The sequence below is a fragment of the Roseicyclus sediminis genome (assembly GCF_025515305.1).
Lineage (GTDB): Bacteria > Pseudomonadota > Alphaproteobacteria > Rhodobacterales > Rhodobacteraceae > Roseibacterium > Roseibacterium sediminis.
Window position 1 is genome coordinate 106,291 of the sequence record NZ_JAOPHT010000009.1, and the last position, 21,345, is coordinate 127,635.

At 66.2% G+C, this 21,345-nt stretch carries 20 protein-coding genes and 1 tRNA gene; 8 read left to right on the forward strand and 13 right to left on the reverse strand.

The window, feature by feature from the left end; translation table 11 throughout:
* Window positions 1-15: 15 nt before the first annotated feature.
* Window positions 16-708 (forward strand): GntR family transcriptional regulator, encoded by a 693-nt coding sequence (locus tag N8I71_RS12840; protein ID WP_262878389.1) that lies wholly within the window; start codon window positions 16-18, stop codon window positions 706-708.
* A 287-nt stretch (window positions 709-995) separates the two neighbouring features.
* Here the strand turns inward: N8I71_RS12840 and N8I71_RS12845 are convergent, their stop codons facing one another.
* On the reverse strand, window positions 996-1,961 hold the full coding sequence (locus tag N8I71_RS12845) for a LysR family transcriptional regulator (protein WP_262878390.1): 966 nt from the start codon (window positions 1,959-1,961) through the stop codon (window positions 996-998).
* 103 nt (window positions 1,962-2,064) lie between these two features.
* Between N8I71_RS12845 and N8I71_RS12850 the strand changes: the two genes are divergently transcribed.
* The 4 genes from N8I71_RS12850 to N8I71_RS12865 are packed head-to-tail and all read left to right on the forward strand — an operon-like array spanning window position 2,065 to window position 6,624.
* A complete protein-coding gene (locus tag N8I71_RS12850; protein ID WP_262878391.1) occupies window positions 2,065-2,997 on the forward strand; it encodes an amidohydrolase family protein in 933 nt (310 codons plus the stop codon).
* Entirely contained in the window at window positions 2,994-4,910 is a 1,917-nt protein-coding gene (locus tag N8I71_RS12855; protein ID WP_262878392.1) for a TRAP transporter permease, read from the forward strand. The genes N8I71_RS12850 and N8I71_RS12855 overlap by 4 nt, the downstream gene beginning before the upstream one ends.
* Window positions 4,911-4,938: 28 nt before the next feature.
* Window positions 4,939-5,907: a TAXI family TRAP transporter solute-binding subunit gene (locus tag N8I71_RS12860; RefSeq protein WP_262878393.1), complete on the forward strand. Its 969-nt coding sequence runs from the start codon at window positions 4,939-4,941 to the stop codon at window positions 5,905-5,907.
* Window positions 5,908-5,967: 60 nt separating this feature from the next.
* Window positions 5,968-6,624 carry a dienelactone hydrolase family protein gene (locus N8I71_RS12865; RefSeq protein ID WP_262878394.1) on the forward strand — a complete coding sequence of 219 codons (657 nt, stop codon included), beginning with the start codon at window positions 5,968-5,970 and terminating at the stop codon, window positions 6,622-6,624.
* 15 nt (window positions 6,625-6,639) lie between these two features.
* Here the strand turns inward: N8I71_RS12865 and N8I71_RS12870 are convergent, their stop codons facing one another.
* Genes N8I71_RS12870 through N8I71_RS12890 form a run of 5 tightly spaced genes read right to left on the reverse strand, consistent with a single transcriptional unit; the run spans window position 6,640 to window position 10,936 of the window.
* A complete protein-coding gene (locus tag N8I71_RS12870; RefSeq protein WP_262878395.1) occupies window positions 6,640-7,029 on the reverse strand; it encodes a carboxymuconolactone decarboxylase family protein in 390 nt (129 codons plus the stop codon).
* 39 nt (window positions 7,030-7,068) lie between these two features.
* Window positions 7,069-7,944: a LysR family transcriptional regulator gene (locus N8I71_RS12875; protein WP_262878396.1), complete on the reverse strand. Its 876-nt coding sequence runs from the start codon at window positions 7,942-7,944 to the stop codon at window positions 7,069-7,071.
* Between the two features lie 44 nt (window positions 7,945-7,988).
* Window positions 7,989-9,506, reverse strand: a complete 1,518-nt coding sequence (locus N8I71_RS12880) for a tripartite tricarboxylate transporter permease (RefSeq protein WP_262878397.1) — start codon at window positions 9,504-9,506, stop codon at window positions 7,989-7,991.
* A gap of 21 nt (window positions 9,507-9,527) precedes the next feature.
* Window positions 9,528-9,965: a tripartite tricarboxylate transporter TctB family protein gene (locus N8I71_RS12885; RefSeq protein ID WP_262878398.1), complete on the reverse strand. Its 438-nt coding sequence runs from the start codon at window positions 9,963-9,965 to the stop codon at window positions 9,528-9,530.
* Window positions 9,962-10,936, reverse strand: coding sequence for a Bug family tripartite tricarboxylate transporter substrate binding protein (locus N8I71_RS12890; RefSeq protein WP_262878399.1), 975 nt, complete (start codon window positions 10,934-10,936; stop codon window positions 9,962-9,964). Before N8I71_RS12890 ends, N8I71_RS12885 begins: the two co-directional genes overlap by 4 nt.
* Before the next feature lie 380 nt (window positions 10,937-11,316).
* On the opposite strand from N8I71_RS12890, the gene N8I71_RS12895 reads away from it, so the two are divergent.
* Together N8I71_RS12895 and N8I71_RS12900 are read left to right on the forward strand one after the other, a co-directional pair.
* On the forward strand, window positions 11,317-12,282 hold the full coding sequence (locus N8I71_RS12895; protein WP_262878400.1) for a hydroxymethylglutaryl-CoA lyase: 966 nt from the start codon (window positions 11,317-11,319) through the stop codon (window positions 12,280-12,282).
* Complete coding sequence (locus tag N8I71_RS12900) at window positions 12,279-13,469, forward strand: CaiB/BaiF CoA transferase family protein (protein ID WP_262878401.1); 1,191 nt, start codon at window positions 12,279-12,281, stop codon at window positions 13,467-13,469. Before N8I71_RS12895 ends, N8I71_RS12900 begins: the two co-directional genes overlap by 4 nt.
* A 26-nt stretch (window positions 13,470-13,495) precedes the next feature.
* Here the strand turns inward: N8I71_RS12900 and N8I71_RS12905 are convergent.
* The 6 genes from N8I71_RS12905 to N8I71_RS12930 form a co-directional block, all read right to left on the reverse strand.
* Window positions 13,496-13,569: transfer RNA gene (locus tag N8I71_RS12905), tRNA-Cys, on the reverse strand.
* Between the two features lie 125 nt (window positions 13,570-13,694).
* Complete coding sequence (locus tag N8I71_RS12910; protein ID WP_262878402.1) at window positions 13,695-14,585, reverse strand: tyrosine-type recombinase/integrase; 891 nt, start codon at window positions 14,583-14,585, stop codon at window positions 13,695-13,697.
* Window positions 14,586-14,874: 289 nt separating this feature from the next.
* Window positions 14,875-15,348, reverse strand: a complete 474-nt coding sequence (locus tag N8I71_RS12915) for a hypothetical protein (protein WP_262878403.1) — start codon at window positions 15,346-15,348, stop codon at window positions 14,875-14,877.
* 144 nt (window positions 15,349-15,492) lie between these two features.
* Window positions 15,493-16,068 (reverse strand): hypothetical protein, encoded by a 576-nt coding sequence (locus tag N8I71_RS12920; RefSeq protein WP_262878404.1) that lies wholly within the window; start codon window positions 16,066-16,068, stop codon window positions 15,493-15,495.
* Window positions 16,069-16,432: 364 nt separating this feature from the next.
* On the reverse strand, window positions 16,433-17,854 hold the full coding sequence (locus tag N8I71_RS12925; protein ID WP_262878405.1) for an O-antigen ligase family protein: 1,422 nt from the start codon (window positions 17,852-17,854) through the stop codon (window positions 16,433-16,435).
* A gap of 18 nt (window positions 17,855-17,872) precedes the next feature.
* Window positions 17,873-20,167, reverse strand: a complete 2,295-nt coding sequence (locus N8I71_RS12930; protein WP_262878406.1) for a GumC family protein — start codon at window positions 20,165-20,167, stop codon at window positions 17,873-17,875.
* Between the two features lie 167 nt (window positions 20,168-20,334).
* Between N8I71_RS12930 and N8I71_RS12935 the strand changes: the two genes are divergently transcribed.
* Window positions 20,335-20,742, forward strand: coding sequence for a hypothetical protein (locus tag N8I71_RS12935; RefSeq protein ID WP_262878407.1), 408 nt, complete (start codon window positions 20,335-20,337; stop codon window positions 20,740-20,742).
* An 18-nt stretch (window positions 20,743-20,760) separates the two neighbouring features.
* Here N8I71_RS12935 and N8I71_RS12940 read toward each other — a convergent pair whose 3' ends face one another.
* On the reverse strand, window positions 20,761-21,330 hold the full coding sequence (locus N8I71_RS12940) for a hypothetical protein (RefSeq protein WP_262878408.1): 570 nt from the start codon (window positions 21,328-21,330) through the stop codon (window positions 20,761-20,763).
* Window positions 21,331-21,345 lie beyond the last annotated feature (15 nt).

Below are 21,345 nucleotides of genomic sequence, written 5' to 3' on the forward strand. Positions count from 1 at the left end.
CATGTATCCAGCCGTATGCAATCGGAAACCCGCAGGGAGCCGATGGCCCAGGACACGTTCCATACCGATGCCTCGCAGGGGCACGACGCCTATACGCGGCTGTTGTCGGAGATCCGGCAGGGACGCCTCGGTCCCGGCGACCGGCTGACCGAGACCGAGCTTGCGCAGCGGCTCGGCACGTCGCGGACACCGGTGCGCGAGGCGATCCGCCTGCTCGAGGCAGACGGGCTCGTGACCCACACCCCGCGCGTCGGTGCCGTGATCCGTCAGCTCGACTATGCCGAGATCACCGAGCTTTACGAGATGCGGGCCGTGCTGGAGGGAACGGCGGCGCGTTTCGCCGCCCGTGCGGCCTATCCGTCCGAAATCGACGAGATGGCCGCGATCAACGCCGAGATGGCGGCGGCAAAGGGGGACGTGGAGCGTCTCTACGAGGCGAACCGGCAGTTTCACGACATCTTGCGGAACGCCGCGCGGAACCGGTTTCTGCTGAGCGCGGTCCAGGCGGTACAGAAGACGCTTCTGATCCTCGGGCCCTCCACCATGGAGGAGGGCGGCCGCGCCGAGGCCGCCATCGCCGAGCACGAGGCCCTGATCGCCGCTCTGCGCGCCCATGACGGGGACGCGGCCGAAGCCGCGATGCGTGCCCATATCGAGGCCGCGCACCGGGCGCGGCAGAGGCAGCTGCGCAAGCGGGGCAGGGAATGAGCGCGCCTGAAACCGTTACAAGGAGCATCACCATCGGGGGGCAACCCGGCTGCGCCAAGCCCGCAACTTCCGCAGTCTGCATGAGGGGCCGCTTTCGGCGCCGACGCGCAGCTGCAAGGAGGACGAGTATTTCGCTGACCTCCTCCGCGTGACCATCCAACTCGGCCTCAAGTTCGACGAGGCCGCCCGAATCCCGGGACCGGCCTCGCCTTCTTCTTCACCACGCCCTGTTCCAAGACGGTCCATCGCCTCGCGGCTCTCGTCCGAAAGGCGCAAGGCAAGGTCGGCTAGTCGCGCGGCCTTGCGCCCTGGCCTGTCTTTCTCCGCCGCACCTCCCCCGGGGCGACTTCGCCAGCGCATGCGGCGACGATCTGATCGCGGAGCCAGGCATGAGCCTGGTCGCGCTCGAACCGGCGATGCCAGATCAGGTGGTTGGCGATGGGCGCGACCTCCAGTGGCACCGGCACGAGGGCAAGGGGGTAGCGGGCCGCGAAATACTCGGCCGTGCGGTGCGTGAAGACGCCGACGAGGTCCGACTGCTGCAACAGTTCGGGCACGATGGTGAAGCTCATCAGGGTCGCGGCGATGTTGCGGCGATGACCATGGCGCTCCAGCACCGCGTCGAAGGCGGCCCGGCGGTCCCCGGTGGAACTGACCACGAGATGGGAAAATCCGAGAATGTCCGCCAGGGCAGGCCGGTTGCCGTGGTCGAGTAGCGGGTGGTCGCGTCGGCACAGGCAGACGAAGCGGTCTTCGAACACCAGGCTGCGTGCGACATGGGGTGGTGTGCGGTCGAACCAGCCGATGGCTAGGTCGATCTCGTCGGCCTCGATCAGCCGGATCGCGTAGTCGCGGTCGGTGGTGCGCAGGTTGATGACGATGCCGGGCGCCACGCGGCCTAGGTGTTCGAGCAGCGGAAGAAAGACCGGCAGGTTGAACCGATCCGGCGCGCCGATGGCGTATTGGCCCTCGGCCGTGGCGGCGTCGAAATCGCCGGGCCGGGCGATGCAGGCGCCTGCGTCCTCCACGATCCGGGCCACCACGGGGGCAAGTTCCGCCGCGCGGGGCGTCGGGCTCAACCCCTCGGGCGTGCGGACGAGAAGCGGATCGTCGAGATGGTCGCGCAGACGCTTGAGCGCGTTCGAGATGGCGGACTGCGTCCGGCCGAGTCGCGCGCCGGTGCGCGTGACACTGCGCTCCTCGAGAAGGACATGCAGGACGATCAGGAGATTGAGGTCAAAATTCAAAAGCATTTTCAATCCCGGATCATCACAGGTGATGTTCTAGAACACGAGTATCCATTTCCAAAATGAATTCTCATCGGTCACGCTCGGGCGGCAGAGGGAGGGACCTGCCATGACATTGAGCGAGGGGGTATCGCATGCCGGCGCGACCGCGCCCGTCGCCGATCCCGACTACCTGCCGTTCCACCCGGCACCCTCGCGGCCTGTATTCCGGCCACCTGCGGGCGCCGTCGATGCCCATTGCCACGTCTTCGGGCCCGCTGCCGTCTTCCCTTTCTCGCCACGACGGAAATACACGCCGGTGGACGCGCCTGCCGAGACACTCTTCGCGCTGCGCGATCATCTCGGGCTGTCGCGAAACGTCATCGTACAGGCGACCTGCCACGGCCCCGACAACAGCGCGATGCTCGATGCCATCGCCCGCTCCGAGGGTCGGGCGCGCGGCGTCGCGGTGGTCGACCCCGACATCGCGGAAGAGGATCTGCGGCGCCTTCACGACGGCGGTGTGCGCGGCGTGCGCTTCAATTTTCTCAAGCGCCTCGTCGGGGACGCGCCGAAGGACGACTATATCCGCATCGCCGCGCGGGTGACCGAACTCGGCTGGCACATCGTCGTCTATTTCGAATCCGCGGAACTGGCCGATCTTGGCGGGTTCGTCCGGTCCCTGCCGGGGACGATCGTGATCGACCACATGGGGCGGCCCGATCTGGCGGAGGGTCTCGCCGGGGAGGGGTTCGCCCGGGTCCTCGCGCTGATGGAGAGCGACGCGCGCTTCTGGATCAAGGTATCCTGCCCCGAGCGCCTGACGGTCGCGGGGCCGCCCTATGACGATGTCGTGCCCTTTGCCCGGACCCTTGTCGAAGGCTACCCGGACCGCGTACTCTGGGGCACCGACTGGCCGCATCCGAACATGCGTTCGCACATGCCCGACGACGGGACGCTCGTGGACATGATCCCGCGCATCGCGCCGACGGGCGCCCTTCGGAAAAAGCTTCTGATCGACAACCCGATGCGCCTCTACTGGCCGGAGGAGGCGGGCGCATGAGCGACGCCGCCGCAGGACCGCGCTGGGTGGCATTGACGGTCGCGGCGCTGGCCACCGTGATGTGCGTGGCCTGCATCCTGTGGAACCTCGAGGTGCATACCCGCCTCGGTTTTGCCGTCCTGCGCCAGCAGTACATGGCGCTTCAGCTGGGCCTCGCGCTCACCATCTGCTTCCTGCGCTTCGGTCCAAGGGGCGGCGCGGTGGCGCGGCCGAACCTTGTCGATCTCGCGATCGCCGTGACCTGCCTCGGTGTCCTGATCTACGCGGCGACGGATTTCGTCTGGCTGCTGCAGGAGCAGTTCTATCGTCCCTGGCAGATCACGCTGGTGGGCGCCGTCGTGGTGATCGGCGTGATGGAGGGCATCCGCCGTCGCGCGGGCCTGATGCTGTTCGGGATCGTCGCGGTCTTCCTTGTCTACGCGCTGTTCGCGGACCGGGTGCCGGGGCGGCTTATCGGGCGCGAGCTCTCGCCGCAGCGGCTGGTCGACTACGTGGGTTTCGACAGCTCCGCCGTCTTCTCCTCGCCGCTTGCCGTGGGCACGATCACCGTTCTGCTCTTCGTCTTCTTCGGCCAGCTTCTCTTCGCGGCCGGTGGCGGTGCCTTCTTCACCGATCTCGCCATGGCCGCCACGGGGCGCGCGCGGGGTGGTTCTGCGAAGATCGCGGTCGTCGGCTCTGCCCTGTTCGGCTCGATCTCGGGCTCGGCGGTGTCGAACGTGGCGACGACCGGCGTCATCACGATCCCGCTGATGCAGCGGGGCGGATACCGGAAGGAGGATGCGGGCGCGATCGAGGCGGTGGCCTCGACCGGCGGGCAACTGACACCGCCCATCATGGGGGCTGCGGCCTTCCTGATGGCCGAGTTCCTCGACATCCCCTATGCGACCGTGGCCGCCGCCGCGCTGGTTCCTGCGATCCTCTACTATCTCGGCGCGTTCCTGCAGGTGGACCTCATCGCCGCCCGCGACGGGATCGCCGCGCCCGAGGATGCCGAGCTGACCGTGCGCAAGGTCCTGGCGAAGGGTTGGCATTTCCTGATCCCCTTCGCCGTCCTGCTCTACGCGCTCTTCGTGATGCGGCTCGATCCCGAGGACTCTGCGCTTCTCGCTTCGCTCGCCATCGCGGCGGCGGGGTTTCTCAGGGGCTACGACGGCACGCGCCTGACGCTGCCGAGCTTCGGTCGGGTCTTCGTGGACACGGGCACGTCGATGGTCGACCTGATCCTCGTCGTCGCCGCCGCGGGCTTCGTGATCGGGGTCCTGAACGTCACCGGCCTTGGTTTCGCGCTCACGCTGGTGCTGGTGGACGCGGTGGGGTCCAGCCTGATCCTACTCCTCCTGATCTCGGCGGTGGTCTGCATCATCCTGGGAATGGGTATGCCGACCTCGGGCGTCTATGTCCTGCTGGCGAGCCTCGTCGCGCCGTCGCTCGTCGAGGCGGGCGTGCAGCCCATCGCGGCGCATCTCTTCATTCTCTACTTCGGCATGATGTCGATGATCACGCCGCCCGTGGCGCTCGCGGCCTTCGCGGCGGCGGCGATCTCGAAGGCGGGGGCCTTCGCCACCGGCATGGCGGCGATGCGGATCGGCTGGGCCGCGTTCATCCTGCCTTTCGCCTTCGTGTCGACGCCCGCGCTCCTGTTCGAGGGCACCATGCAGGAGGTCGTGACCGCCGCTTGCCTCACGGCGGCCGGCATCGCCGGGGTCACCGCGGGCATTGCGGGATACTGGGGCGGGCGCCTCGGTCCGGTGCTGCGCATCGCCTTCGTGGCGCTCGGCGCGCTGGCCCTGCCGCTCGGCTTCCTCGACGTGTCGATGGTCGCCCACGCCATTGCCGCCGCCGTCCTGATCGCACTTGCCGCCGCGCTCATGTTCCGGCGCGCCGGAGCCACCCGAAACGACCAACCGACGTGAGAACGCGCAGCATCCAAGGGAGGATATCATGCTCGACTTCAGAACTATCGCGGCCGCAGGCTTCGCCACATTGGCGATCGCCGGCACGGGGCACGCGCAGGTGATCTCGATGGCCACCGGCGCGCAGGGCTCGCTCGCCTACAACGCCGGTCAGGCGGTTGCGGTCGTCGCCAACGAGAACGGCCTGACCGTTCGCACGCAGCCGCTCGTCGGCTACATGCCGCTCCTCAACAGCGGGGAGGTCGACTTCGGCTACGTCAACGGCGCCGAGGCGGCATTCGCCTACACGGGAACCGGAAACTTCGACCGCGCGCACCCCGATGTCCGGCTCGTCGGCGTGATGTTCCCGCTGACCACCGGCGTCATGGCGCCCTGCGACCTCGGCCTGCAGACCGTGGACGACATGGCGGGACGGAGCGACCTCAGGATCGCCTCTGAATACACCTCGTCCACGATCATTCCCTTCTACATCGAAGGCGTGCTGGCGACGGGCGGCATGTCCTACGACGACTTCACGCAGGTTCCGGTGTCGAGCTTCGTGGATGGGATCAACGCGCTGGGCGACGGCCTCGTGGACGTGGCGCTCGTCAGCCTGAACGCGGGCGCGGGGCAGCAGGCGGCGGTGCAGCTGCAGGATCGTGGCGGGCTTTGCTACATCTCGATGAACGACGGGGAGGAGGCCTTCGCCGCCTATACCGCCGTACTTCCCTCCGGCACGATCCGCGCCATGCCTCAGAACGAGAGCATCAACGGTCTGCAGAGCTGGGGTGCGAACCTCGTCGCGGTGCCGTGGATGCTGCTGGCGAACGCGGGTGTCGACGAGCAGGTGGTCCATGACCTCACGCGCGTCATCCACCAGAACCAGGAGGCGCTGACCGCGTCCTTCGGCGCCTTCGGCAATGCCGACTTCAGCGCCATGGCTCCGGCCAACGCGATGCCCTACCATCCGGGCGCCATCCGCTACTACGAAGAGGCCGGCATTCCCGCCGGCGAGTGACACCTTGCGGCCCGCCTCGTCTGCGGGCGGGCCGCTCCGATTTCCGAGGGGACAAATCGCATGATGACGACACTGACGGCAGTGGATGGGCACGAACTGCAATGCTGGATGGCCCCGGCCGTCGGCACGCGGCGGGGCGGGATCGTGATCCTGCAGGAGATCTTCGGCGTCACCGACCAGCTCAAGGGCGTGGCCGAGCGCTATGCACGGCTTGGCTACGACGTCGCGATCCCGGCGCTGTTCGACCGCAAGGAGCGGGGCGCAGTCATCCCCTTCGCCGAGGGCCCGCGCGGACGCGACCTGATGCTCGCGTCAGACCTGGACCAGACGGTGCTCGATATCGACGCCGCGGTTCAGGCGCTGGCGGCGAAGGGCGGCAAGGTGGGCGTGATCGGGTTCTGCTGGGGCGGGGGGCTCGCGCTTCGGGCCGCACAGGTTCTCGACGTCGCCGGCGCCGTCGCGTTCTACGGAACGCGTCTTCCGACCTATCTCGACCGGCCCTTGAAGGCCCCTCTTCTGGCGCATTTCGGGGCCGAGGACGATCATGTGCCCCCGGAGATGCGGGCCGAGGCGCAGGCCTATCTGCCCGAGATGGAGATGCACCTCTACCCGGCCGGCCATGCCTTCGCCAATGACGCGCGGCCGAGCTACGTCGCCGAGGCAGCGGACCTCGCCCATGCCCGGACGGAGGAGTTCCTGGCCCGACACGTCGGCTAGGGCAGGGCGGCGGCCTCAGAGGAGGCCGCGCTCCTCCAGCACCTTGCGCGCGCTCCGCAGGCATTCGTGGGCCTGCGGCACGCCGCAATAGATCGCGACGGCGTGGCAGGCCGCGCGGATCTCCTCGACCGTGGCGCCGTTGTTCAGCGCGCCTCGGCAATGCAGTTCCCACTCGTGCATCTTGCCGAGCGCGCCCAGCATGGCGAGGTTCATCATGCTGCGGGTCTTGGCGTCGATCGCGTCGTCGCCCCAGCCGAAGCCCCAGCACCAGGCGGTCATCGCCTCCTGGAAGGGGCGGGTGAAGGCGTCTGCGCCCTCGAGGCTTCGTGTCACGTAGTCGTCGCCGAGCGTCGCCTTGCGCCGCTCCAGCCCCTTCTCGAACAGGTCCTCGTCGAAGGTTCCCATCTCGCACTCCTCTGGTTGCGCCCCGCAGGGGCAGGTCATTCAGCGCGGTTGCCCCGTGAGCGTCGCGATCAGCGCGGCGGTCTGCGGGGTGACCGTGCCGGGGTTCCGCACGGCGATCAGCAACTCGCGCGTGGCCCAGGGTTCGTTCAGCGGCACCATCGCCAGGCGCGCCGCATCGAGGTAGGGCTCGACCGCGCCGTAGGGCAGGATCGCGATCCCGAGGCGCGCCTGCACCATGCGGCGCACGCCGTCGAAGCTCTGGACCGCGACCTGGGTCCTGATATGCGCGCCGAGGTCCTCCGCCCGGCGGTCGAGGAAAGCCTGGATCGAGCTGCCCGTCTGAAGCGCGACAAAGGGCTCATGGACCACGTCCGCCAGCTTGAGCCGCCGCCGCTCGCTCAGCGGGTGATCGGCCGGCATCACGACGACCAGAGTGTCGCGGCGATAGGTTTGCGTCGACAGGCCCGCGGCCTCCGTCATGCCGCTGAAGACGCCGACATCCGCGCGGTCCGATCGCACCGCCTCGATGACCTCCACACTGGTCATCTCGGTGAGATGGATGTGCAGGTCCGGTTCCGCGGCCACGAACTCGGCCAGGTCCTCCGGCAGAAACTGCGAGATGGCGCTGCTGTTGGCCGCGACCCGGATCGCGCCGCGCCGACCGGTGGCATGGGCCGCCATGTCCGCCGACATGCGCTCGACCGCGTCGCGCAGCCCCTCGGCATGGCGCAGCAGTTCCTCGCCCGCGGGCGTGAGTTCGACGCCGCGGCGAAGGCGGCGCAGCAGGGGCGTGCCCACCAGTGCCTCGAGGTCGGCGATCCGCTTGCTGACGGCCGATGGCACGAGATCGTGGAGTGCGGCGGCGTGCGCGATGCTCCCGGTCGCAGCGATGCTTCGGAACAGCGCCAGGGTCACGAGATCATAGCCGGCGCCGCCGCGTATCCTTGGTCCGCCCTCTGTCACCCTTCGGTCAGGCGTTCGGCCTGGCTCTGGCGGTGGTCGCGCAGCGCGAGCCACACCGACAGGGCGAGGAAACCGGCGGTCAGGATGTAGAGGACGATGGAGATCGGGCTTGCGATCAGGATCGACCAGTCACCGTCCGAGATCGACATCGCGCGGCGCAGGTTCCGCTCCATGTCGCCGCCGAGCAGCAGGCCCAGGACCAGCGGCACGAGGCTCACGTCGAGCTTGCGCAGGATGTAGCCGACGACCCCGAAGAAGACCATCATCTCGAGGTCGAACACCGAGTTCGAGATGCCGTAGACGCCCACGAAGGTCACGGCCGCCACGACCGGCATGAGCGCCCAGGTGGGCGTCATCATCAACCGCGTGAAGATGCCGATCATCGGCAGGTTCAGGATCAGGAGCGCGACGTTCGCCATGTAGAGCGACGCGACGAGGCCCCAGACCAGGTCCGGCTGACGTTCGAAAAGGAGGGGGCCGGGCTGCACGTTCAGCGAGACCAGCATGGCGAGCAGGACGGCGGTGGTGCCGGAGCCGGGGACACCCAGTGACAGCATCGGAATGAGCGCGCCGCCCGAGGCCGCGTTGTTGCCCGCCTCGGGGGCCGCGACGCCACGCGGGTCGCCCTTGCCGAAGGTCCCCTTCTTGTTCGACCACTGCTTTTCCGTGACATAGGCCATGAAGGAGCCGAGCGAGGCACCCGCGCCGGGAAGAACGCCCGCGACGAAGCCCACGCCCGAGCCGCGCAGCATCGCCGCGCGTGTGCGCCAGATCGCTCCCCATTGCGGCAGCCAGCTTCCCACCGGGATGGCCTTCGGCCGGTCCCTCACGTGCTTTTCCAGAAGCATCAGGATTTCCGAGATCGCAAAGAGGCCGACGAGGGCCACGATGGGTTCGATCCCGTCATAGAGGTGATAGTTGTCGCCGGTGTAGCGCGGCACGCCCGAGATCGGGTCGATGCCGACCGTGGCCAGCAGAAGGCCGATCAGGGCCGACAGCAGCGTCTTGCGCGGGTCGACGCCGGCGATGCCTCCGATCGTGGCGAAGGCGAGAATGTAGAGCGCGAAGTAATCCGCGGGGCCGAAATGGATCGCCGCGCGCGCCAGCACGGGCGCAAAGAGCGACAGGCCCACGACCGCGATCGTCGCGCCCACGAAGGAGGCAACGCCCGAGATCGCCAGCGCGTTCGCGGCCTGCCCCTGCACCGCCATGGGGTAGCCGTCGAGCGTGGTCATGATCGCCGGTTCGTCGCCGGGGATGTTCAGCAGGATCGAGCTGATGCGCCCGCCATACATGCACCCGAAGTAGACCGCGCAAAGCAGGATCATGGATGAGGTGGGGTCGAAGCCGAAGGCGAAGGTCAGCGGGATCAGCACCGCGACACCGTTCACCGGCCCGAGACCCGGAAGCGCGCCCAGCAGGGTGCCTATGAAGCATCCCAGCAGCAGGAGCGCGATGTTGAGTGGCGTCATCGCGACCGCGAAGCCATGGCCGAGAAGCGACAGGATTTCCATGAAAAGTTCCCTCGCGCGCCCTCAGCCCCGGCCGAAGAGCGTTCCCAGAAAGTCGAGTGGCAGCCCCAGCACCTTGTCGAACAGCGCCCAGAGCGCGGGCGCCATGACCGCGCCAAGCAGCGCGGCGCGCCAGGCAGCGCCGCCCAGGATGATCCCGATCAGCGCGATCAGTGCGAAAGTGGCAAGCGGAAAGCCGAACGGCTCTAGCGTCATCGTGTAGCCCACGAGGACCGCGAGTGCCGCCGCCTGACGCCACATCCGCTGCGGGGCAGGCCATTCGACCTGCCCCGTCGGAAACACCACCAGCGAAGCGGACAGGATCATCATCGGCACGCCGACGATGACCGGGAACACGCTTGGACCCAGCACGTCGCCGAAGTTCACGACGTAGTTGCCCGCCTGCCAGGTGTAGAGCGCCGCGATCACGAAGATCGCGACGCCCAGGATTCTGACGCTCATTCGATGACGCCGATGTCCCGCGAGATCTGTTCCATGACCTCGGCCTGCTCGCGCACGAAGGCTTCGAACTCTGCGCCACCGCGCCAGATCGGAACGAGGCCCGACTCGGTCGCCGCCGTCTGCCAGTTCTCCGAGTTGTAGAGCGTCTCCAGACGCTCCACCCACGAGGCATACTGCTCGTCGGTGACCTGTCCGCCGGTGTAGAGGCCGCGCCAGTTGTAGCCGGTCACGTCGATGCCCTGCGAGATGGCGGTCGGGATGTCGGGGAAGGCCGGGATGGGATCGTCGCTGAGCGCCGCGAGAATGCGGATGTCGCCCGATTCGACGAAACCGGCGATTTCGCCGAGGTCGGTCGAGACCACGTCGATCTGGCCGCCCATCATCTGCGTGACGGCATCGGTGCCGCCGTCGAACTGCACCCAGCGGATCGCGCCGAGATCATCCACGCCCGCGGCCTGCGCGACCATGAGCAGGCGGATGTGGTCCCAGCCGCCCGCACCCGAGGAGCCCGCGGTCACCAGCGCGGTCGGGTCCTCGACCATCGCGGCGTTCAGTTCGGCGAGGGTCTGGATCGGGCTGTCGTTGTCCACCGCGATCACGCCGACATCGGCGCCCAGCATCGCGAGGTAACGCATCGCGTCGAGCGGCGCGGGGTAGCGGCCCTGCGCGATCTGCGTGATGCCGACGGTCGAGGTGGCCACGATCAGGTCCGCGTCGTCGGGCCGTTCTGCGGCGACCATCGCAAAGGTCACGGCGCCTACGCCGCCGGGCATGTTGGTGACCTGCACGTTGCCGTCCACGAGGCCGAGCTCGCTGAGGATGCGGCCGATCGTGCGGCAGGTGAAGTCCCAGCCACCGCCGGGGTTCGAGGGCGCGATGCACTCGGTCGCCGAGGCCGGGACCGCGGTGACGGTCAGCGCCGCGGCGAAGGCGGCCCCGAGTTTGACGCTTGTCAGTCTTTGAAAGAACATCGGTTTTCTCCTCCCAGTAAAAACCCACGCCGAGGGGATGCCATCGCGGTCGGTTTTTCAAGTGTCCTTGCTGGCGGATCACGGCACACATCACGAAATTTCATGCCAAAAGGACGATGCGCGATGTCACGCGCGCCCTGACCGCGCCGCAGCGCGCCCGCCCCTCAGTGCCCCGCGGCCCTTGCAGGCAAGGTCGGGACCGCGTCGAGGCCGGCCCGTGGACAACATCGCGCGCGCCCTCCTCCGACATCCGCCCGTCCACGCCTTCGATGCCCCTGCACGCGGCGGGCGCCGCTGCGGGCCACTTGCGGCGCGGTTTTCCGGCGAGGCAATATGTGGGCGCCGACGCGCTTTGCGGCGCGACAAGGAAAGGACAGGACATGGCCGCCAACGCACCGACCGCCCCCGTGCCCGAAGGCGCCCGCATAACCGTCTGCGAAGTGGGCCCTCGCGACGGGTTCCAGATCGAAGCGACCTTCATCCCCACCGACCGCAAGATCGCCATCGTCAACGCGCTCTTCGCGTCGGGTCTGAGGCACATCCAGGTCACGTCCTTCGTCAGCCCGCGGGCCGTACCGCAGCTGGCCGATGCCGAGGCGGTGCTCGCCGGTATCGACCGGCCCGAGGGCGCCGTGGTCTCGGCACTGATCCCGAACCTGCGTGGGGCCGAGCGTGCCGCCGGGGCGGGCGTCGATGCGGTGCACAGCGTCGTCTCGGCCTCCGAGACCCACAACCTCAAGAATGTGAACCGCCCGATCGAGACCTCGCTGAAGGATTTCGAGGCCGTCTTCGCGTTGCTGGACAGGGCCGGCGTGGCCATCGAAGGAGGCATCGCCACCGCCTTCGGCTGTCCGTTCGAGGGCATCGTCCCGCCCGAGCAGGTCGCCCGTATCGCGCGGCGCTACCAGGAGATGGGCGCGCGGTCCGTCGGCCTTGGCGATACCACCGGCATGGCCACGCCCAGCACGGTCCGCGCCGCGGTCCAGGCGATCCGGGCCGAGGCGCCGGGCCTCGGGATCGGCCTTCACTTCCACAATACCCGCGGCGTCGGCCTTGCCTGCGTCATGACGGGCCTTGCGGAGGGCGTCACCCACTACGACGCCTCGGTCGGCGGGCTTGGCGGCTGCCCCTTCGCCGCCGGCGCCACGGGAAACATCTGTACCGAGGACCTCGTGTACCTGCTGAACGAAAGCGGCTACGAAACCGGCGTGAACCTCGACGCGCTGATCGATGCGGCAAGGATGACGCAGGAGGTGATCGGCCGCGACCTGCCCGGCCAGGTCATAAAGTCGGGCCCGCGCCTGCGCCGCTACGATCCCGGCCTGACGGCGACGGCCGCGGGATGAGTGATCTTCCGCTGTCCGGCGTTCGGGTCATCGACCTGACGCGCATCCTTTCGGGCCCTTTCTGCTCGATGATCCTCGGCGATCTGGGCGCGGACGTGATCAAGATCGAGTCGCCGCGCGGCGGCGACCCGGTGCGCGGGCAGGGACATATCCGGGATGGCCTGTCGTGGTATTTCGCCGGTTTCAACCGAAACAAGCGCTCCGTCGCGCTCGATCTGCGCAAGCCGGAGGGAGCGGCGGTGCTGGAACGGCTGCTGGCCGATGCGGACATCTTGACGGAGAATTACCGACCCGGCGTGCTGGACGAGATGGGCCTGTCCGAGGCGCGACTGGCCGAGATCAACCCCCGCCTGATCGTGGTCAGCGTGAACGGCTACGGATCGACCGGACCCTATGCCGACCGCCCGGCCTTCGACTTCATCGCGCAGGCGATGTCGGGCTACATGGCGACCAACGGGACACCCGAAACGGGCCCGCTGCGCACCGGCCCTCCGCTGACCGACCTCATCGCCGGGCTCTATGCCGCCCTCGGCGCCGTCTCGGCCCTCAGGGCGCGGGACATGGGAGGACCGGCCCAGAGGGTCGAGGCCTCGATGATGATGTCGATCATCTCGATGATGGCCTATCTCTCGTCCGGCGCGCTCGCCACCGGCCGCGACCCGGTGCCCACCGGCAACGACCACCCCATCGTCGCGCCCTACGGCCTGTTCCGCGCGGCGGACGGAGACATCGCGGTCGCGCCCTCGACGGATGTCTTCGTCGCGCGCTTTCTCGGGGAGATCGGGCTTGCGCATCTCCTCGATGACCCAAGGTTCGCGGACAACGCGCGGCGCGTCGAGAACCGGGCCGAACTGAACAGGCTGGTGGACGGCGCCCTGGCCCATGGCACGCAAGCCCACTGGATCGAGCGGCTGAACCGCGCCGGCGTACCCTGCGGCAAGGTCCAGAGCCTGACCGAGGCGCTTGCCGATCCGCAAGTGGCGGCACAGGACATGGTCCTCGACGTGGAGCACCCGGGCCATGGTGTGCTGAAGATGACGGGCTTCCCGGTCAGGTTCTCGCAAACGCCCCTGAGGGTTCGCCATCCCACTCCGGACCTCGGCGCCCAGACGGAAGCGGTGCTGGTCGAGGCGGGCTACGACGCGGAGGCACTCGCCAGATTGCGCGATGCCGGAGCGATCGGCTGAACGAGTGCATCGGGGAATTGGGGAGGTGGAGGCGAGTACCGGAATCGAACCGGTGTGCACGGATTTGCAATCCGCTGCGTAACCACTCCGCCAACTCGCCAGCGATGCGCAGGGGTAAGGTGTTGGATGTGGTGCGTCAAGGCCGCATCGGATGAAATCGGCATCGACTTATTGGACATCAAACAGCTGTTCGCCGAACCGACTTATTTCCGGTCAAATGGGGGCCTAGTTTGTGCGGGTTTCCGTCAGCATCTGACGCTTTTGGGCTGCAGTGCGCGCCCTCATCACCTGGCGCGCCTCACCTGCATACTTCCGGATCATTGCTATCGAGGCATGACCACTGAAGGCTGCAATCTCGTCATCCGTGCATCCGGCCCAGGCCAGCTCCTGCACACCGCGGTACCTCAATGCGTGAAGGTCGAATTCTACTAGGCCAAGCCTTTTGCGTTCTTCACGCATGATGCGCGCCATCTTGAAGTAGCTGAAGGGCCGGCCGTCTGCATCTGACAAGATGCTGACGCCGTGCCTTCTTGTTGCATCAAGCATGCGCTTGAGTTCTTGCGAACAGGGCAGCCAGAGGCTGATCCCGGTTTTTCCTTGAGTGATGCGGAGCGCCTCTCCGTCGTAATCCGACCATCGGAACTTCGGCCAGTCGCCGGGACGCTGCACGCTTCCGATCCCGAGCTCGAAAATCAGCCTGGCGGTTGCATTGGCGCGCGCCCGGAAGATAGCAATGGCCGCGTCGGTCCAGGGGCGATGCGGCGCGCGCCGCTCCGCCGGTGTCTTCAGCTTGCGGACGGATTTTGCGGGATTGTGGTCGAGCCAGCCCAAATCGATCGCGTGCTCGAAGAGAACGCTCAGGACCTGCTGCACGTAGTTGGCAAAGCGCGTGCGATGGGCATTCGCCTCCATCTGCGCGATAACTTGAGGTCGCTTGATGGAGGCGACTGCCACCTGGCCGATGGTTCCTTTGAGATAGTCGAGCACCTGGTCGTAGTCGCGGCGGGTGCGTGCACGGAGACACGTGTAACGGGAGGAAGCGCGGTAGCTTGCGATGAGATCGGCCAGGGTCTGGTGCGCGGGCTCCTGCCACGGCGGTGACGTGGTGTCGAACATGATGCGTGCTCCCGTCTGCGGCGTCCGCGAGAGCAAGTTCTGACCCGATCGGCCGCGCGATGCTGCGGGTCGGGCAGACGTTAAGGGAAAATCCTCGCGGAGATCAAATTTTCCACGAAAACAATAGCATAAATCGGCCAAGCCAGGAAGGGATTCGCAGGTTCTTCCGTCCGAATCCGCAGAAAAACGCGCTGTTTTTTGTGGCGCGTGGTGGGGAACCTGGAGACCATGGCTTTGTTTAGAGAACCCGAAGCTCAGGCGTCGCGGGGCTTGGCTTTGTTCTGGAAATTCAGGTCGCATGGTCGGACCCGATTGGCTTTGTTTTGGAATTCGGGACATCCTTGAGATAGCCGATCCACTCCTTCAGGGCACGGTGGCGGCGGACTTCGGCCTCCCGACGGTAGCGCAGGAGACGCCGCAACTTACCGGGCGCATCCATGATCTCGAAGGCATCCGCTTGCGGAACGGTCGTGTCCTGAGATCGAAGAAAGGTGGCGATCAAGTTCCTCTCCAAAGGGTCGCGCAACCCCTCCATGGCGCGGTAGGCCAAAGCTAGTTCCGGATCCGACGTGACATGCGCAGGTCGCTCCGTCCTGTGCTCCGTCGCGGATATCCTCTCGAGGATCGTGAATTCGCTGTTGCGTACGCGCTCTAGCTGCGCCTCCGCATCCGCAAGGCTCCATGCAAGGGCAAGACCGACTTCTGACAAGTGGACCGGCTCCAGACACGGATCGTCGAGAATGATCGAAGCGTGATATTGCACACGGTCCGGCAGAGGCGGTGTCGAAAGTCCATGCCGCAACGCATTCCGGGAAACCCGCCGACGTCCAGCCTCCGTCCTGGGGCCGGTGCTTTTCCTCGCATTTGCCCGGTTGGCCGCGCGGCGGCGTTCGCTCGACACTGGACACTACCGCATCACTTCGGCGTCTTCGACAACGCGGGCATGGGTCACTTTCAGCTCGTCGTAGTCTTTTCGGAGGGCGCGACGGCGACGTTCGAGGTCGGCGATCTTCGTGTCGTGATGCTTGGCCTCCTCAGAGCTTCCCGAGGCGAGGGCGAGAAGCTGGTGCGGATGCCATTGTGTTTCCTGCAGGAATGCCGCTTCGGCCTCCTGTCGCGTTTGCGGATCCTTCGAGGTGAGATCGAGGGCAAAGAGACGGGTCTCCTCGTCAATCTCGCTCACCCAAGCATCGTGGTTTGGATCACCCTCCATGATCACGTTGGTTGCGAGGCGCTGATACTTCAGAAGGACTGTGGCGTCCCGCATCCGGCGATGTCGCATGATCTCCCACTCGTAGTTCGCCAATTGATCGGCAAGCGACCACTCGTACGCCGTTACGGGGTTCAGCTCTTCGAGATATGCCTCCTTCAGCTGCTCCCGTGCGACAAGATCTTCGCCGGGCAAGACGTCTTCCATCAGGACGTGTGAGGGCGGTTCATCGTCGTCATCATCGACCAGTGCCAGATCTGAGGCGTCAGTCATCTTCCGGTGTTCCTCGTATTGGGGCCAGTCATCACGCAAGATCATACTCGGGAAACGATCGGCGGAGAATGATAAATTGCGTGGCGCCCATAATGAATATGAAATAGTGTATATCATATTGAAAAAGGGAGAAAAAATACAAGACAGATGAAATGAAGTGCACAATAGGGTTGCGTCAGCATCTGATAAAAAGCGTCAGATGCTGACAATAAACGATCGGTTTCTGGGTAATGAAAACAGGTGAATTTCGAATCGCATTCTGCGCAGGGAGGGGGCCAGGAGAGCGCCTCTTGGCACCATGTGATCTCACACCCCGGGTGTGGCGCGCGACCGGACCAATCCGCGCGCAGCACGGGCAGTTCGGTCAGGTTGGCTTTGAGGAGGACGTCTCCCGCGCTGCCGCAGGACCACGTTCTTTTGCCATGTCGTCGGTCGCCGAACCGCGCTGCCAGGCATGTGCCCAGCCCACCCCGAGGATAAACGCAAACATCGCCGCCGTCGCCGGCATCTGCAGGCTGAAATCCACCAGCGAGTGCAGCGCGCCCGCGACTAAGCAGGCCAGCGCCACCACCGGAAACACCCGATTTCGCCGCCGCTTGACCGCGCCCCGGAAGATCACCGCCGCCACCCAGGCCAGCGCTGCGTAGAAGGCGAGGGCGGCCGGGATCCCCATCTCCCACAGGTTCTCGAGATACGTGCTGTGGGCGAAGTCCCATTCGCCGCTCGCGGCTTCCAGCGGCACGAAAGGGCGGAACGTGTCGTGGAAGGCGCCGAAGCCGTGGCCGAGCCAGAAGCGGTCGCGCAGGTGTTCGAGGATGACCGGGTAAATAACGAAGCGCAGGTCACTGGTCTGTCCAAGCAGGCGCGTCAGCACGTTTTCCGACAGAACCGTGAGAAACGCCCCGAGGAGAATGGCTGCAAGCAGCCAAACGATCTTGGATGAGCCGCTGTCTCGACGCAGCATGACGAACAGGACGATTGCTGCGACCAGGCCGGACGCGACGCCAGCACGGCTCGCCGTGAGGAGAAGCGCCGAGAGGCAGATCACCGCGCCGAACAGGAAGATCCAGGCGACCGAGAAGAACCGCTCCAGGAACCCGCGGAGCGCGCTGCCGCGAGATCCGCTGGGCGGCACGTTCGACCGCACGAGGTGCAGATAGAGGCCGAGGTTCGTCGCCAGACCCATGGCCGCATAGGTTGCGTAGGAATTGCGGTTGACGAAACTCGCCGAGACGTTGCTGTTCGCCTGCTCGCCGAGGATGAAGTTGTTTCCAGAGATCGCGGCGTAGAGCCCGAAGAGCGCCAGCGCCGTCGACCAGAGCGCAAACGCAACAAGGAACCGCTGGGCGCGCTTGGCATTCATCGAGGCCTGTATGGCGATCCAGAAGATCATCGCGTAGCACGCAAGCCTGAGGACGCCGTGACCGCCGGAGACGGGTGTGGCCGATACAGTGGCCTCCGCCCCAGGCACAAGTGCCCAGAAGGGATGCGCCCAGGCGTCCGGCAAGGATGGCAAGGTCTGCAACATGCCCCAGGCGAGGACCCCGAGATAGAGCAAAGCCGGCCAGAACAGCCGCGCGTTCGTCCAGTGCCCGCCGCGCAGCATCGTCAGCCCGCATTGCAGGACGAAGAGCGCGATGACGACGACCCCGAAAAGCGTCCAGTATGCGGGTGAGTTGCCCCCGTAGAGCAGCACGAACAGGAGCGTCAGGACCAGCGTCGACCAGCCGATGATCCCCTGGCTGATCGATGCGATCGGGGATCGCCGGACGGCGTGTTCGACCATGACCCGCTGCCCGTCCCGTCAGTCGACGTAGTAGTTTCGGTACCGGCCCCGGTAGGAGCTGTAGCCCTCGTAGGCGTAGCGCGACGCCTTGGCCTCGTTCAGCATCGACAGGACGACACCGCCGATGGGCGCGTTGATGGTCCGAAGCTCCTTCAGGCCCTCCAGTACGGCACCGCGCGGCGTGCTGTCCCAGCGGACGACGTAGACCACGACGTCCGCGTGGGACGACAGGATCCGCGGGTCGGCGACGGCGAGCGTCGGCGGCGTGTCGAGGATCACGAGGTCGTAGGTCCGTTTCAGTTCCTCTATCATGTCGTCGAAACGTTTCGAGGACAGGATGTCGGCCGCGTTCACGGTCGAGCGGGGCTCCGACGGCTTGGTCATCAACACGTGCAGGCCGGATTCCTCGTCGCGATGGATCGCCTCCTCCAGCGTCGCCGTGCCCTCGATGGCGGATAGAAGGCCGGGGCCGTCCGTCTTGGCGCCGAGAAGGTCGGCCAGCGCCGGCAGGCGGAGGTCGCAATCGACGATGATCGCCGACCGGCCCATCTGGCGGCTCGTCATGGCGACCAGCGTGGCCGTCGTTGACTTGCCCTCGCGCGGAACGGAGGAGGTGAACATCACCACCTTCGGCGGCTTGTCGACATTGGAAAAGAGGATGCTCGTGCGCAGGCTTCGAACGGCCTCGGCGAGCGCCGATTTCGGCTTCTCGCGGAAGCGCTGCAGGACAGTCTTCCGCCGCAGTCGTTTGCCGACGACCGGGATGACGCCGAGGACGGTCTCACCAGTCATCTGCTCCAGCTGCGGGGCCGAGCGGAAAGTGTTGTTGAGCTTGTCGAGGAGGAAAATGATGCCAATCCCCGCCAGCGCGCCGGCGATCAGGGAGACGGCCAGCGTCCGGTTCTGCCGCTGGGTTTGCGGCGAGAAGGGCGGCTCGGCGCGGGTCAGTATACGGGCGTCGGGCTCCTCCAGCTGCTCCTGCTGTGACGTCTCCTGCAGGCGGGACAGGAAGTTTTCGTAAAGGATGCGGCTGGCTTCCGCCTCGCGCTCGAGCTGGCGGATGGTCACGGCATCGCGGGACTGCTCCAGCGCCAGCGTCTCAAGGGCGCGGACGTCGGCCTCGATTTCTGTCTCTTCCTGTTGCAGGGACTGCCATTCCAGGCGCGATGCCTCCACGATCTGCTCCGCCTCGTCGCGCATGGTGCGGGACGCCTCTTCGAGAAGTGTGTCGACGCGCTGAACGGCGGGGTGTTCCTCAGTCACCGTTTCCAGAAGGCTCGCGCGTTGCGACAGAAGCTCCGTCCGCCGCGTGCGCACCTGGTCGATCAGGGGCGAGTTGCGGAACTCCGGGATCGCGCCGTATTCGGTTTCGTCCTCCAGCGCCGCATTCAGCCGCTGGAACGTCGCCTCGGCCGTGCGCGTCGAGTTCCGCGCGACAGACAGCGTTGCGTTCAGCGCCTGCAGCTGCTGCTGGGTGATCTCGAGGCTTTGGCCCGCCTGGAAGGACTGCGCCGCGCGTGCGGTCTCGACGGCCTCTTCAGCGACCTGTAGACGTTCGCGCAGCTCCTCCACGCGGCCGCTGAGCCACCCGGTCGCCGTGCGCGTGGCGTCTAGCCGCGCCTCGAGCTGGTCGAAGATGTACTGCTCTGCGAAGGTATTGGCGACGAGCGCGGCAGTGCGCGGGTTCTCGGAAAACACCCCGATCTCGATGACGCGCGAATCCGGCACGGGCCGAATTGCAAGTCTTGCCAGTAAGGCTTCCGTCACGATCCGACGCTCCAGCGCGGCCACGGCCTCGGGGTCGGGCGGCGGGCCACCGGCGGATGGCGGCTCCATGATGCCGAGATCGCGCAGGCTGTCGCGCGCCCACTCCGGCACCGTCACGAATTCCCGCACGCGGTCCATTACGGTCACGACCGGCGGGCGCAGGCGCGGGTTGAACTCTGCATTCTCGACGAGGCGCAATTCGTCCACCACCGCCTCGGCAAGGTTCGTCGACCGGAGGATCTCGATCTGGTCCTGCAACCCGTTCCGCGCCGTTGGCGTCACGGGCCCTGCTCCAATGTCGATAATCTCCCGCCCCGGCGCGTCGAACATCACCTTCGCCGTCGCCCGGTAGATCGGCACGTATTGCGTTGCCGTCAGGTAGCCGAAAGCACCCGCGAACAGCGTGCAGATCAGGATGATCCACTTGCCGCGCCAGAGCCGCGCGAAGATCGCGCGCAGATCGATGACATCGTCATCGTCGTCCGGCGGCGGGTGACCCTGATAGGCCCCGACCGGCTGCATCGACCCGAACTTGTTTTCCTTCACCACGCACTCCACCCGCGGAACACAACCAAAGCCCCGGCCTTATCGCCCATCGCCTGTGCAAAAAACAGGGGTCAGTTGCCAACGTTCGCAATCCAGCGACAGTCTCGGGCATTTCGACGCCACAATGCCCAATACTTGGACAAGCACAATCCGAAGGCCATTCGGCGTTGAAAAACGACGCCCGAGCGGGTACGGAAAGGAAGTATGTTCGTGATCGGGGGCTCGAAATGCGACGTGTGACTGCCGCAGCCATCCTTCTTGGGGCCAGCATGTTTTCTGCGCCGGCCTATGCAACGGGCGATTTCATCGTCCGTTTCTGCGAGAGCTTCCTGGAACGCTACGACGCCGCCGTCGCGCAATACGAACAGGAGAGGGTAGCAGGGCACCGGATTTATCAGGCCCGCTACCACTACTATTGGCACTTGCGCACGAAGACGCAGCGCACAGCCGATTTCTGCCGGCATTTCCTTGCTGATGATGATGATCCAGTAAGCGAGGCATCGCAGCACCAGGACGTCGTCTACGTCAACGAGCTCCGCTACGGTGACTGGTTCGACCGTGACGACGACGACTGAGGCGCCGCCGCATTCCGGCTACTCCGAATAGAAATTCAGATCTTCGGGCAACCCATCAAGGTATCCCGGCGCAAATCGGTTGAGAACGAGCAGGTCGTTGTCGTTTGCGTGCGTCGCGAAATCATCCGCGCTCCAACCTGCTTCATGAAAGTCGTCAAGCGCCGCGACCAGCGCAGTGCGTTCCGTTGCCTCACTGGCGTTGAAAGGCGCCAGGGACCAGGAAACCCGAAGCGCGCGCTCGGCGGCATCTGTGTCGTCCCTCAACAGGGACGCCCAGGCGAGACTTGTCCAGCTGTCCACGCGCCCCGGCGCATAGGCCAGACTCTGGTTCAACAACGTCTGCGATCGTTGCATCTGGGCGTCGAATTCCTCGAGCGACGGCAGCTGATCTTCGCCCATGATCAGCGTCGCGGTATCGGCCTGAAGGAACCCAAAGCCCAGTTGAAAAAAGTACCGGCTCTTGTCGAAGAGTGCGGCCGCCTGCACGACGCGCCAGTCGCCCAGCACGCTTTCCTCTCGCAGGCTCGGCGAAAACGCCGGCGCATTCGCGGCCACCTGCGCAAACGATGCCACGCCGATCCCCAGCAAGGCCGCCACCGGAAG